General features: G+C 73.7%; 11 protein-coding genes. All 11 read left to right on the top strand.

Features of this window, described 5'->3' with window-relative positions; translation table 11 throughout:
- Positions 1-121 precede the first annotated feature (121 nt).
- A complete protein-coding gene (locus tag ABD056_RS13400) occupies positions 122-961 on the top strand; it encodes a hypothetical protein (RefSeq protein WP_343867357.1) in 840 nt (279 codons plus the stop codon).
- The gene (locus ABD056_RS13395; RefSeq protein ID WP_343867355.1) at positions 958-2,757 is read left to right on the top strand and encodes a hypothetical protein; all 1,800 of its coding nucleotides are present in this window, start codon (positions 958-960) and stop codon (positions 2,755-2,757) included. The genes ABD056_RS13400 and ABD056_RS13395 overlap by 4 nt, the downstream gene beginning before the upstream one ends.
- The gene (locus ABD056_RS13390) at positions 2,754-4,739 is read left to right on the top strand and encodes a PP2C family protein-serine/threonine phosphatase (RefSeq protein WP_343867353.1); all 1,986 of its coding nucleotides are present in this window, start codon (positions 2,754-2,756) and stop codon (positions 4,737-4,739) included. Before ABD056_RS13395 ends, ABD056_RS13390 begins: the two co-directional genes overlap by 4 nt.
- Positions 4,740-4,896: 157 nt before the next feature.
- Entirely contained in the window at positions 4,897-5,409 is a 513-nt protein-coding gene (locus tag ABD056_RS13385) for a transglycosylase SLT domain-containing protein (RefSeq protein ID WP_343867409.1), read from the top strand.
- Positions 5,406-5,810, top strand: a complete 405-nt coding sequence (locus tag ABD056_RS13380) for a hypothetical protein (RefSeq protein WP_343867352.1) — start codon at positions 5,406-5,408, stop codon at positions 5,808-5,810. Before ABD056_RS13385 ends, ABD056_RS13380 begins: the two co-directional genes overlap by 4 nt.
- Positions 5,811-5,822: 12 nt before the next feature.
- Positions 5,823-6,320, top strand: coding sequence for an SPOR domain-containing protein (locus ABD056_RS13375; RefSeq protein ID WP_343867351.1), 498 nt, complete (start codon positions 5,823-5,825; stop codon positions 6,318-6,320).
- Between the two features lie 162 nt (positions 6,321-6,482).
- Positions 6,483-7,355: an SPOR domain-containing protein gene (locus ABD056_RS13370; RefSeq protein ID WP_343867350.1), complete on the top strand. Its 873-nt coding sequence runs from the start codon at positions 6,483-6,485 to the stop codon at positions 7,353-7,355.
- Complete coding sequence (locus ABD056_RS13365; protein ID WP_343867348.1) at positions 7,352-7,819, top strand: hypothetical protein; 468 nt, start codon at positions 7,352-7,354, stop codon at positions 7,817-7,819. Before ABD056_RS13370 ends, ABD056_RS13365 begins: the two co-directional genes overlap by 4 nt.
- A 78-nt stretch (positions 7,820-7,897) precedes the next feature.
- Positions 7,898-9,217, top strand: coding sequence for a type VI secretion system baseplate subunit TssK (gene tssK / locus ABD056_RS13360; RefSeq protein WP_343867346.1), 1,320 nt, complete (start codon positions 7,898-7,900; stop codon positions 9,215-9,217).
- Positions 9,214-10,122, top strand: coding sequence for a DotU family type IV/VI secretion system protein (locus ABD056_RS13355; protein WP_343867344.1), 909 nt, complete (start codon positions 9,214-9,216; stop codon positions 10,120-10,122). The genes tssK and ABD056_RS13355 overlap by 4 nt, the downstream gene beginning before the upstream one ends.
- Positions 10,119-13,781 (top strand): type VI secretion system protein (locus ABD056_RS13350; RefSeq protein WP_343867342.1); only part of this gene is annotated, 3,663 nt, incomplete at its 3' end. The genes ABD056_RS13355 and ABD056_RS13350, both read left to right, overlap by 4 nt.

The raw sequence follows: 13,781 nt of genomic DNA, 5'->3' as shown, positions 1-13,781 counted from the left end.
TCTGGTGTGCGGGGCGGCGGACGGCGGATCGCCCTCAGGTGGAACATGGCCGAGCAGAGTTGTAAACCAAGGGAGAGTGCGCCATCCTGAAGGGGGGATGTCATCACCTTTGGGGGAATTCATGCGAGGTCTGGGGCGCCTTGCGTTGACCGTGTGGCTGTGCGCCGCCATCGTGCAGGTGCTGGCCCTCGCCACGTTCTTCGCTACGCTGGAGAACGTCAAGACGAGGTTGGCGGTCGAGCAGCTGCGCACGCTGGTCAATCGGGTGGAAGGCCCTGCCGCCGCCCGTGCCGCCCTCGGCTATCCGCTGGAATACCAGGCCGACCTGCAGGCGCTGGTGGAGTCCCTCAGCCTGGCGGTCAAGCGCTCCGCCGACATCTACATCACCGATGCCCAGGGCGTGGTGGTCTTCGCCAGCGAGCATGAGCGCATCGGCGAGCCGGTGCCGGGGGCCTGGCTGCAGGGCACCGACAGCAGCGACGGCTGGGTGGCGGCGACGGCCATGGAAAACGTGTTCGGCGCCCGCGTGGTCAATGCCTTCGGCGAGCGCAGCGGCACCATCGTGGCCCGCGCCCTGCGCCGCGACGTCATCGTCGACGTGATCTCCGCCATGCGCACGCCGGCCATCGTCGCCGGCCTGTCGCTGGGTCTGGCCGGCGTGCTGGCGGTGGCCGGCACCGCCCTTGCCGCCCGCGCCGCCGCCCGCCGCTACGAGGCCGGGGCGGAGGCGCTCGACCGGCTGGCCGCCGCCGTCTCCGCCGGCAAGGCCCCCGATGCCGAGGATCTGGCCGCCCTGCCGGGCGTCGGCGACGTGCTGGCCCGGGTGGCGGCGGTGGAGGAGGAAGCCCGCCGCCTCGACCGGCCGCTGCGCGATGCCGCCGCCTCTGCCTCCGCTGCATCTGCCGCTTCCGCTTCGGCTTCCGCCGCCCGCTCGTCCCGCCCGGCGGGGAGGGCGGCATGAGCAGCAACAGCCGCCTGTTCGCCCTGCTGCTGATGGTCGCCGCCGTGGCGACGCTGATCACCTGGGTTGCCACCGCCATGGCGGTGGTGGTCTCCACCGCCGGCCTCGGCCGCGATGCGGTCAGCGTGCGCCTGGAACTGGTGGCCGGCGGCATCACCCGCGACATCGCCGAATACGCCGGCGCCGGCATCGGCCTGAGCGAGGCGGTGGGCGTATCGGAATACCTGCGCGAGGAACTGTCCGGCGATCCGGCCGTCGCCGCCGCGCTGGTGGAAACCCCCGACGGCCGCCCCATCGGCCGCTTCATCCGTCCCGACCGCGACGACCTGACCGCCACCACCCTCGACCTCGCCCGGCTGGAGCGCAGCGGCCTGACGGCGGCGGCCTTTCCGGTGCTGGTGGAGGGCATGACCGTCGGCCGTGTCGTCCTCGCCATGGAGGAAGCGGCCCTGCCGGCCGGGCTGGACGGCGCCATGCCGCACTTCTTCGTGGCGCTGGTGACGGCGCTGCTGTTCGGCAGCCACCTCATCCTCACCGCCTTCCGCGAGCTGGTGGAACGGCCGCAGCAGGCGGTGCTGGCGGTGCAGCAGCGGGTGGCGCTGCGGCAGTTCGATGCCTCCGCCGGGGCGGTCGCCGATGGTCCGGTGGCTCCGGTGGCGGAGGCGGTGACGCGGGTGCTGGTGGCCGTCAACGACCGGGTGGCGCGGGCCCGTGCCTATGTGCAGGAACTGCGCGACTTCAGCTTCAACCGCGACGCGGCGGCGGCGGCCGGCACCCTGGACGAGCGCCTGGGCCGCAGCGGCACCTTCGCGCCCGACGGCATGGTGGTGCTGCGCCTGGATCACGCCGCCCTGGTGCTGGGGCCGGCCCTGTTCCGCGCCGCGCTGGTGATCGCGCTCGGCATCTGGCTGGCGGCCCGCGGCGGCCTGCCGGTGGCGCTGTCGGTGGCGGCGGCGCTGCTGGTGGCGGCGGTGGGTGGCCTCGCCCGGCTGGTGCCGCGCATGCCGCGGCCGCTGTTCCTGGCCGGACTGGCGGCGGCGGCCCTGGTGGTGCTGCCGGCCTTCCCGGAGCCGTGGCTCGGCCTGCCCTTGCTGGCGCTGGCCTCGGCGCACGCCTTCGCCACCGTCGCCACCATCGTCTGCAGCCATCCCGCCGTCCGCGCCGGGGCGGCGCTGCATGCCGCCTTCGGCCTCGCCGCCGGGGCCGGGCTCATTCATCTGGAACATGTCTCCGGCAGCACCTGGGTGACCACCGGCACCGCCGTGCTGGCGCTGTTCGCGCTGGCGGTGCTCGGCACCCGCCATGCCGCCACCGCCGGACCGCCGCCGCGGCCCGATGCCGCCGCCGGCCGGCTGTCGCTGCCGCTGCTGCCGATCCTGTTCTGGGCCGGCGCCGCCCTGTGGCTGGCCGCCGGATCGGGCGCCGTCGGCACCTACGAGGCCTGGGCCGCCACCATCGCCGTCGCCGTCGGCAGCAGCCTCATGCTGACGGTGCTCTACCGCTGGCGGGCGCGGCTGGTGGCCGATGTGGCGCTGCCGGTGGCGCTGTTCGGCGCCGTGGTGGCGCTGCCCCTGGGCGAGAGCGTCGCCGCCCTCATGCTGGGCGGCTTCGCCGTCGGCATCGGGGCGCCGGCCGCCGCCGGCCTGCAGGCCCTGCACGGCGGCCTGCGCGGCATGCCGTGGACCGCCACCGCCGTCACCCTGGGCGCCGTGCTCGGCGGGCTGGCGGGCACCGCCGGCGCCGCCGTGGTGGAGCTGACCGCCGCCGGCCGGCTGGGCGGGAGGACGGCGCCATGACCATCGCCCGCCGCGTCGTCCTGCTGTGCGCCATCGCCATCACCCTGCTGGCCTGCGTTGCCGCCGCCGTCACGGCGGTGCGGCGCGGCGTCGAATCCTCGCTGCAGGAGGACGGGGAGCGCCTCGCCCTGCAGCGGGTGTGGGAAGCGGCGGTGACCGAAACCGCCGACGTCACCCGCAACCGCATCCGCGCCGCCCTGGCCGGCAGCGAGATGGTCGACGCCATGGCGGCGCTCGACGGTCTTGCCGACCTCGGCCTGCGCGAGGTGACGGTCTACGACACCTTCGGCGAGCTGGCGCTGGTGTGGCCGCCCGGCGCGCCGCCCACCCGCATCGACCAGCGCCGCGTCAGCCAGCTGATTTCCGGCCGCCACGGCTTCCACGCCATCGCCGCCACGCCGGCCGGGCTCGGCCTGATGGTGGCAGGGGCGGGGGCGGAGGATTCGGCGGCCCCCGGCTTCGTCGCCGTGCTGCCGCTCACCTCGGTGCTGGCTCAGGTGGTGCGCAGCTGGGGCGTCGCCGGCTTCATCGTCGACCCCGCCGGCCGGCCGCTGCTGAGCGAGGGCGGCGTCGACTGGGCCGAGGTGGCGGCCGGCTACGATGCCCGCGCCGGCGCCATCTTCGAGGTCGTCCACGCCCAGCAGGCGGTGCAGGGCGTCACCGTGCCGCTGCGCCAGCCGGGCGGGCAGCCGCTGGCCCATGTGGTGGTGCTGCGCGACCGCACCCTGATGGTGCGCTGGCTGGACGTCATGGACGGCCTGTCGCTGACCCTCATCCTGGCGGTCTGCGTCACCCTGGTGGTGGTGATCCGCTGGTTCGTGGTGAGGACGCTCGGCCCGCTGGCGCCGGCGGTGGCGGCGCTGTCGCAGCTGTCGCGCGGCAGCACCAGCGTCGAGGTGCCGGGCGACGAACGGGCCGACGAGATGGGCGAGATGGCCCGCTCCATCAAGGTCTTCCGCGACCGCGTGCGGCGCCTGCGCGACGGCGAGGAACAGCGCCTGCGGCAATGGACCCGGCAGCAGGACTTCATCCGCGCCCAGCTGCAGCAGATGGCCAATACCCTGTCGCCGGAGGGGCGGGAGTCGCTGCTCGCCGACCTCGCCCGCATCGAGCGCATGGCCGGCGGCGACGGCGGCCGTCCCGGCCACGGCGGCGACCGCGCCCTGGCGGCGGCGGTGGAGGTGATGGCGGAGCGCGTCGGCGACCAGCACCGGCGGCTGGAAGGCCTGGTGACCGAGCTGCGGGCGGCGCTGGAAACCAAGACCGAGCTGTTCCAGCTGCAGCAGCAGGTGGAGGTCGCCCGCCGGATGCAGCAATCCATGCTGCCGCGCGGCCTGCTGCCGCGCCCGACCATGGACGTGGGCGGCACGCTGGTGCCGGCGGCGGAGTTCGACGGCGCCTTCTACGACTACTTCTGGCTGCCCGACGGCCGGCTGGCGGTGACGCTCGGCCAGCAGGCGGCCGGCGGTCTGGCCGGCGGCTTCCTGTCGGCGACGGCGCGCGCCTCGCTGCGGGCGCTGCTGAGCGCCGGCATGGCGCCCGGCCAGTGTCTGGACCGCACCCGCCTGCTGCTGCGCGGCGAACAGGACGGCGACGCCTATGCCGTGCTGGCGGCGGTGCTCGATCCGGCGGCGGCGTCCATCACCTGGGCCGGCCACGGCTTCGCCGCCCCCATGGCGGTGCGCCGGCTGGGCGATGCGGTGGACCTGCGGCGGTCGGGCGGCGACGAGGCGGCGGAGAGCGATGACGGCGAGGCGAACTTCGATCTGAGCCGCGGCGCGGCGGTGGTGTTCCTGTCGTCCGGCATGGTGCCGGTGCAGGGCACGGCCGCCCATGCCCGCGTCGATGCGGCGCTGCGGGCGGCGGATGATCCGTCGCCGGCCGGGCTGCTGGCGGCGCTGCGGGCGGAAGGGCTGCTGGAAACGGCGGCCGGGGCCAACCTGAGGGACAGGGCATGCGTGGTCGCGCGCTTCCTCGCCTGAGGCCGCTGCTGGCGGCGCTCCTGCTGGCGACCGGCCTGCCGCTGCTGGCGGCGGCGGCAGGCGGGCGCCGGGGGGGGGGGGGGGGGGGGAGGGCGGGGGGCCGCCCGCCCTCCGGCGGCGGGCGCCGCGGGCGGCGCAGGCGGCCGACTGCCGGCCGCTGGCGGCGCAGGCGGAGGCCGAGTTCGGCGTGCCGCCCGGCATCCTGCAGGCCATAGCGCTGGTGGAATCGGGCATGGCCGGGCGGGCCTGGGCGTGGACCATCAACGCCAACGGCCGCCCCTTCTACCTGCGCACCCACGACGACGCGGTGGTGGTGGCCGAGGCCGCCATGCGCCATTTCGGCAACGCCGTGGCGGTCGGCTGCATGCAGGTCTACCTGCGCTGGCACGGCGACAACTTCATGGACCTGCGCGCCATGCTGGAGCCGGCCAACAACGTCCGCTACGCCGCCGCCTATCTGGTGGCGCTGCGCCGTGACCATGACTCGTGGGAGGCTGCCGTGCGCCATTATCACGCCTCCAACCGGGCGGCGCAGGCAGACTATTTGTGCCGGGTGCTGAGCCAGCGGGCGGCGCTCGGCTATCAGCCGGTGACGCCGGCCATGCGCCGGCAGTGCGCCGCCCACGCCGCCCTGGCGCGGACGGCGGCAGCAGAGGAGGGCGAAGGATGATGACCGCCACCACGTTCAGGACCGGCGCCCGCAAGGGCGGGCTGCTGCTGGCCCTGGCCGCCGTGCTGGCCGCCGCCGGGGCAGCGCCGGCCGCCGCCATGTGCCCGGGCCTCAGCTTCGCTTTCAGCGCCCCGGCGCTCAGCCTGCCGTCGGCCAGTCTGGCGCTGCCGGGGCTGAACGCCTCGCTGCCCAGCCTGTCGGTCAACGCGGCGCTGAGCATGTCCATGAACCTGCCGCAGGTGAGCCTGGCGGCGCCGAGCCTCGCGTTGCCGTCGCCCAGCCTGTCGCTGCCGTCGCTGTCGCTGGCGGCCCCGGCGCTGTCGCTCAACGCGCCCAGCCTGGCGCTGTCGGCCAACCTGCCGAGCCTGTCGATCCCCTGCATCGGGTTGTGCTGTGGCTGAGGGCGGGCGGCGATGAAGTGGGTGCTGATCGTGTTCGGCGGTCTGGCGGTGCTGGGCGGCGTGGCGGCGGGGGCGTGGTTCCTCGGCCGCACCGCCGGCGGCGGTGGCGGCGAGGCGGCGCCGGCCGAAGCCTCCGCCCCCGCCACCGCCGGCGAACAGACCCCGGCCGCCGCTGCCGCCGCCGCCGGGGTGGAGGCGGTGACCGAGCCGGCGCCGCCGCGGCGGGTGGAGGATGCCCTCAAGCCGGCCAATTGGCCGACCTTTTCCATCGAGTTGGGAACCTTCCGCAGTCTGGACAACGCACGCGAGTATCAGGAAGCGATGCAAAGTCGGGACTTGGCGACAGAGGTGGTGGAAATAGTAGATGTGTCGGGCAACTCGTGGTACCACGTAAGAATGGGGAGGTTCGATGATCCCCGGCAGGCGGCAGCTCGCCTGCGGGACGTCGAAATCAAAGCCGGCCTGTACGGAGTAGTGGTTACGGAAGTCAGGCCGGTGTCTGCCGAGTGATCTGATCACTTGAGCCAGGGGGAAGCGTTGGGGCGATTTTCCTTGGGCGCCGGGCAGGCGATAGGTTTGGTTGCAAGCGGGATCCTTATCGGGGTTCTCGGGTATGCCGCCATCGCCATCATGACGGCGCCGTCGGAGACGGACGGGGAAGGGGGACAGGCCGTGGCCGCGGGACAGGCCGCGGCACCGGGTGCTCGCCCGTCCCAGACGGCAGGCGCCCCCGCCGCCGCGGCGGAGCCTGACGACAGCGTCATCGGCAGCGTCCGCAACAAGGTCGGCCACGAATTCGACAGCAAGGTCTACATCTACAAGACCAAGATCGGCGACGACTTCGCCGACGAGGCGCTGGACCCGCTCGACAACGCGCTGACGCCCGGTTTTGAATCCTCCGTCGCCGCCATCGACAATGCCCTGCCGCCGTTCCTGCAGGGCCATGTGCCGTGGCTGAGCAATTACGCCAAGTACGTGGCGGTCAACAACAGCAAGGAATCCCTCGGCAACGTGGTCGAGGACGAGATCGGCGAGGCCGCCATGGGCGCCAAGCCCGGCTTCCTGGGCGGCGCCCGCCCGGCCGGCGAGGATGCCCCCGCAGCGGGCGGCGCCGCCGCCGATGCCGCGCCCGCCGGAGCTGGTGCGGGCGCTGGTGCCGGCGGTCAGCCTGCCGCTGCGGTGGCCGTGGCCGGGGCTGGCGGATCGCCTGCCGCCGCCGGTGTGACCCCGGCCGCCATGGGCTCCGCCGCCGTCATGGGCGGATCGCCGGGCGGCTATGCCATGGTGCCGCCGCCCGCCGCCTGGTCCATCCGCATGGGCCGCTTCGCCACCGTCGGCAAGGCCGAGCAGTTCGCCGGCGATCTCGCCCGCCGCGGCATCGCCGTGCGGGTGGAGATGGTGGAGGAAGGCGGCCGCCTGTGGTCGGTGGTCCAGCATGGCCGCTTCGCCAGCCGCGGCACCGCCGAAGGCGCCCTGCGCAAGCTGACCGAGCGCGGCTACGGCGGCTCCGTCATCAGTGACTCGACCTGGGGAGGGGCATCGTGACCCGGTTCCGCCGTGCCGTCGGCCGCTTCGGCGGCTCCCTTGTCATCGCCGCCGCCGTGCTGGCGACCGCCGCCTGCGCCGAGAAGCCGAGCCTGCTGATCGACCGCCTGCAGGTGTCGGCGGCGCCGCGCGCCAACGATGATTCGCCGGTCGCCGTCGATCTGGTGCTGGTGCACGAACAGGCGCTGGTCGATCAGGTGCTGGCCCTCACCGCCGCCGACTGGTTCGGCAAGCGCGAGCAGTTGCGCCGCGACCACCCGGAAGGCCTGACCCTCTACAGCTGGGAAGTGGTGCCCGATCAGCTGCTGGTGGACGAGATCACCGGCGAACGCGCCGCCTGGGCGGCCATCATCTTCACCAGCTACCACACCCCCGGCGCCCATCGCCTGCGGCTGGCGCCCGGCGCCATCACCGACCCGGTCCGCCTGCGGCTGGAGGAGACGTCCGCCGTCCTGCTGCCCTGATCCCGCCGCCCGACCCGACCCCGTCACCCGCCCGACCGCCCGCCGCGCCCGCCGCACGACCGACCACCGGAGACCCCCGTGAGCACAGTCCGGGACATACCTGATCCGATCCACTGGCACGAAGGAATGCTGCTGGCGCCGCAGCACTTCCAGCAGGAATCGCTGCGCGCCCAGGCGGCGCTGGCGGTGCGGATGACGCAGTCGGTGCCGTTCCCCTGGGGCGTCACCCACCTGCTGCTGGATCGCGTGGCGCTGGTCTCCGGCATCGTGCGGGTGCTGGAGCTGGAAGCGGTGATGCCCGACGGGCTGACGGTCTGGCACGACAGCACCTGCCCCGACCCGCTGGAGCTGGACATCTCGCAACTGGGCGACCCGCTGGCCCAGGCGCCCATCGTCATCCACCTGACGGTGCCAGCGGCGCGGGCCGGCAGCTGGGGCGGCATGCAGCGCTGGCGCTCGGTCGAAGGCCGCCCGGTGGCCGACGAGAACAGCGGCGAGGAACTGTCCATCCCGCGCCTGCGCCCGCGCCTGTCGCTGGTGGCGACGACGGTGAGCGGCGAACGGCCGCCGCAACGCTTCGTCTCCATGCCGCTGGCCCGCGTCGCCTTCGCCAACGATGCCTTCGCGCTGGTGGATTTCGCGCCGCCGTCGCTGACCGTGCCGGCCAACTCGGCCATCGGCCGGCTGTGCGCCGACGTCGCCCGCCGGCTGCGCGAAAAGGCCATGATGATCGCCGAACAGGCGGCCGACGGTGCCCCCGACAGCGGCCGCCTTGCCGACGAGGTGAGCAGCCTGGTCGCCGGCCTGCCGCCGCTGGAAGCGCAGCTGGCGGTGGAAGTGGTGCATCCGTTCTCGGTCTATCTGTCCATGTGCGCCGTGCTCGGCCACGTGGCGCAGCTGTCGTCGGGCCGGGTGCCGCCCAAGCTGTCGCGCTACGACCACACCGACCCGCTGCGCAGCTTCGAGGAAATCCGCGACTACGTGGTGCGCATGGTCGACCGCGTGCGGTCGGTGGCGGAGCCCATCCGCTTCACCTTCGACAGCGGCATGTTCGGCGTCGACATGCAGGAAGACTGGCGCGCCGCCCGCCTGCTCATCGGCGTGCGCGGCCCGGCCGCCATGGCCACTTCGGAAATCGTGGCGTGGATTGAAAACGCCGTCATCGCCTCGCGCAGCAAGCTGGACCATCTGGCGGCCCTGCGCGTGAAGGGGCTGGACCGCGAGCCGGTGGAAGCCGACAGCGAGCTGGGCCTCGTGGTGCCGCGCGGCACCGTGCTGTTCCGCATCCATCCGACCGAAGAGCTGGTCATCGCCGGCGAGCGGCTGGAGATCTGGAATCCCGACAACCTCGGCAGCCGCACGCGGCCGGCCGACATCGTCCTCTACGTGATCTCATGACAGACGCCGCCCTGCTCGCCCGTCGTGACATCCTCGACAGCTTCCTCGCCTTCGCGGCGGAGCTGACGGTCCACCGCGTCGCCGTCGCCGGCCACCATCGGGCGGCGCGGGCCGCTGCCGCCGGGCGCGGCGACGGGGCGGCGGACGGGGGGGCGGCGCTGGAGGCGCTGCCCGACTTCCTGCTCGACGCCCCGGTCGGCATCACCGACGTGGCGGCGCGCGATACCGGCGGCGGCGGGCTGGCGCCGATGCAGCCGGTCGACCCCGACCTCATCCTCGATCGCCTGCAGCAGTTCCTTGAGGCCGATGCGCGCGCCTTCGCCCGCAAGGCCACCGACTTCATGCTGGCCCAGTACCGCGAGGCGCAATACGCCATGGTGGCGCTCGCCGACGACGTCTTCCTGCACGAGATCGACTGGCCCGGCCGCGAGATCTGGCGCGACTCCCTGCTGGAGCAGCGCATCTTCCAGTCGCGGCTGGCCGGCGACCGCATCTTCGAACGCATCGAGCGCCTGCTGGCCTCCGGCGACCGCCGGCTGCTGCAGCTGGCGGCGGTGTACCTGTGCCTGCTGTCGCTGGGCTTCCGCGGCCGCCATCGCGGTCCCGGCGGCGAGGCGGCGGTGCGCGGCTATGCCCAGCGGCTGTTCGAGATGCTGGCCGGGCGCGAGCCCGAACTGCTGGGCGATTTCGTCACCACCACCCGGCCGCTGGTGCCGGCGGCCTATGCCCACACGGTGACCGGCGATGTGTCGCGCCGCCGCCGCGTCCACCCGCGCTGGCCGGTGATCATCGCCGCCGTGGTGGCGGGCTGGCTGCTGGTCGGGCAGGGGATCTGGATGCTGACCGCCGCGCCGACCGCCGATGCGGCGCAGACGGTGCTGCGGGCGGCGGGAGAGCGGCCATGATGGACGGGCTTTTCCTTTACGCCGCGCGCAATCAGGCGCTGGCCCTGACGGTCATCGCCGTGCTCATCGTGCTGCTGATCGTCGGCATGGTGTTCATCCTGCTGCGCGCCAACCGCGCCGCCCGCATGGCCGCCGAGGAACCGCCGCCGGAACCGGCGACCGAGGTGCAGGTGGTGGCCGTCACCGCCGCCGACGTGGCGGCGCAGAAGCAGGAAGCGGCCAAGGGCCTGCGCCGGCTGCTGCGCGACGGTCTGGCGGCCTGCCGCGAGGCCTTCGCCCGCAACCCCTACCTGATGCCCTGGGTGCTGCGCATCGGCGTCGGCGGCAGTAGTGCCGGCGGCCTGCTGGAGGCGGTGGACCAGATCCGCCCGCCGGTGGGCGAGCCCGGCCGCGATGCGCTGTCGTGGCACTATTACGAGCGCGGCGTGGTCATCGACGTCGGCGATGCCGATGCCTGGCCGGCGGTGCTCGGCTTTGCCTCGCGGGTGCGGCCGGCGCTGCCGGTGGACGGGCTGGTGCTGACGGTGCCGGTGCAGGCCCTGCGCGACCCCAAGCGGGCGACGGCGCTGGGGGCGGAAGCCTATGGCCTTCTGTGGCGGGCGCAGCGGATGCTCGGCTTCTCCATCCCGGTCTATGTGGTGGTCTCGGGCACCGAGGAACTGCCCGGTTTCCAGGCGCTGGAGGAACTGCTGCCGACCGTCTACCACGACGGCATGGTCGGCTGGGCCTTCCCCTACCCGATGGAAACCGCCTTCACGCCCGATTACGTGACCGAGGCGCTGCAGAGCGTCGAGACCAGCCTGCTGGCGGTGGCGCTGGAAGCCTACGGCAGCGTGCTCGACGGCGAGACGGGGGCGGAGATGCTGCGGGTGCGCAGCGACCTCGCCGACCTGGAGGAGCCGCTGCGGGCCCTGCTGGCGACCGCCTTCCGCCGCACCGCCTTCCAGGAATCCAACTACTTCCGCGGCCTGTTCTTCATCACCCGGCCGGACCCCGAGGCGCCGGCGTCCTTTGCCCGCGACCTGCTCGACCGCAAGATCTTCGCCGAGAACGGCCTGTCGACGCCGCTGAAGGGCGTTGCCCGCTCCCGCATCATGCGCCGCTTCGCGTGGCCGGCGGAGGCCGCCGCCGTGGTGCTGGCGGCCGGACTGTCGGTGTGGGCGTCGGTGGCGCGGGTGGCCGATTACGAGCGGCTGGTGGTGCCGGTGCTGCGCTCCACCGCCGCCGACGTCACCGCCTCGGCCGGCGTGCGTCCGGGCGAGGGCGATGCCGGGGCGGCCGCCGATGCCGCCGTGCGCTACCTGCGCAACGCCACCATGCTGTCGGAATCCGAACCGCTGGTGTTCATGCCCTCCACCTGGTTCCAGGACGACCCCTACGGCGTCGCCGGGGCTATGCGGGCGGGCTGGCGCCATGTGGCGCTGGCCGGCGTCAAGGCGCAGATCGAGCGGCGGCTGTCCGACCTCAGCCAGTCCGGCGATACCGACCTGCCGCCCGACGTCGCCTTCGTGCGCTTCATGACCCGCGTCGCCGAGGCCGAGGCCTTCGCCCTGTCGTTCAACCAGATCGGCCGCACCGGCAACTCGCCCATGGTGCGCGAGATGCTGAACTACGCCCTCGACATCGACGTGCCCCGCCGCACCATCGACACCCTGGAAGACTGGAACGCCATCGGCGGCGGCGCCGAGCCCATCGACGACCCGCGCCTGCGCATCGACCTGAGCGCCTACCAGGATGCCGCCCGCGGCACCTACCTGCAGCTGGCCGATGCCTACTTCCGCATGCTGGCCGCAGGCGGTCAGGCCGGGCTGCGGCTGCAGCTGGTGGCCGAGGAACTGTCGCTGCTGGCGGTCGGGGCGCGGGCCGGCACCGATGCCACCGCCGGCTTCCTGGAAGTCTCCGCCGGGCTGGAGGAAGCGGTCGGCCTGCTGGCCTCCGGCCAGCCGTCGTGGCTGGGCGCCGACGGTCCGGTGGTGCCGCCCAACGTCCAGCTGCTGATGGATGCCTCGGTGGCGTCGCAGATCCTGGGCGAGCGCGCGGCCCGCGATGCCGCCGCCCTGGCGCGCCAGCGCTATGAGCAGGTGCGCGACCGGCTGGCCGCCATCGACTCGGTCATCGGGCCGTTGGTGATGCGCCACGACGACGGCACCGCTGCCCTGACCGCCCCCGCCGAACAGCTGCGCCAGGTGCTGGACCAGTGGCTGCGCCGCCGCTTCATGGCGCCGGCCGACCAGTTCCTCGCCGCCGCCCCGGCCACCGGCTACGGCTGGGATGCGGCGGTGCTGGAAAGTGTGCCGCCGCTGTTCGAGGACTACCTGCTGTTCGAGGCCAAGGACCAGGCGCTGCTGCCGCCGGCCCTGCGCGGGGCCGCCCGCTCCGCCGCCCAGGCCTCGCTGACCACCACGGTGACGCGGGTGTTCGACCGCGCCTCCACCGGCATCGACGCCCGCGCGGCGGCGGCCAGCACTTCGCTGGCGCAGCTGCGGGACTGGGCGCGGTCGTTGCGCATGGCGGTGCCGGTGATCGAGCGCGCCGTGCAGACCTACATGCAGATCGGCATGCAGAGCGCCGCCGACGACCTGCGCCTGCGGGTCGCCGACCTGGCCGCCGCCATCGTCGAGCGCATCGACCGCATGGTGGACGAGGACGACGTCTATCGCGCCAGCGGCCTCTACCTCGCCAGCTGGACCGGCGGCGCCATCCAGCCGGCGGCCCTGTTCGACCAGCGCGACATGCCCGGCCTGCGCCTGCGCCTGACCCAGTGGCGCATGGAGGTGGCGACGCTCGCCCGCGAGACCGCCAGCCCCATGCTGGAGGTGCTGTCGCGCCCGCTGCTGCAGACGCCGCGCTCCATGGCCCTGGCCAGCAAGTGGCTGCACATCATCGCGGCGCTGGATGCCTACGACGGCTCGCGGCCCAACAGCTCGCTGGTGCAGCTGGAAAAGTACGTGCTGGAAGACCTGGCCGGGGTGACCGAGGAAACCTGCCTCGGCCCGCTCACCGAAGCGGGGCTGCCGGGCGACTTCTTCACCGACCGCCTGAACGGCCTGAAGCAGGACATCCGCACCCGCTGCATCGAGATGAAGGACGAGCGCCTGATCGCCGCCTATGCCGAGCTGCGCGGCCTGTTCGAGCAGACCCTGGCCGGCCGGGTGCCGTTCGCGCCGGGGGCGGAGCAGGCGGCGACGACGCAGGACGTGCGCGCCTTCTACGCCGCCTTCGACCGCCACGGCGATGCCGTCACCGCCGCCATCCCGGAAGCCGCCCGCACCCGGCCGGAGTGGCGCACGCCGTCCGACTTCCTGGCCGCCATGGCCGCCGCCCGGCCGCTGCTGATGTACGTCGCCGAGCCGCAGCCGAAGACCCGTCTGGTGGTGACGCCGCAGGTGCGCGCCGCCCGCGACCGCGAGATCGGCGGCCGCGACATCATCGACTGGACCTTCACCATGGGCGAGCGCCGGTTCTCCAGCCTCGCCGGGCAGGAAGTGTCGTGGTATCCGGGCGAGGCCGCCGCCATCGAACTACGCTGGGCCAAGGATGGCCCGGTGGTGCCGCTGCGCGACCTGGGCGCCATCGCCGACCGGGTGGACGGTCTGGCGGCCCGCTTCGCCGCCACCGGCCGGTGGGCGCTGCTGAGCCTGCTGCGGGCGCTGGAGGCG

The organism is Caenispirillum bisanense, from assembly GCF_039523075.1.
Taxonomy (GTDB): Bacteria; Pseudomonadota; Alphaproteobacteria; order Rhodospirillales; family Rhodospirillaceae; genus Caenispirillum; species Caenispirillum bisanense.
Note: the sequence above shows the minus strand (reverse complement) of the source record. Positions and strands in the feature narration are given on the sequence as shown.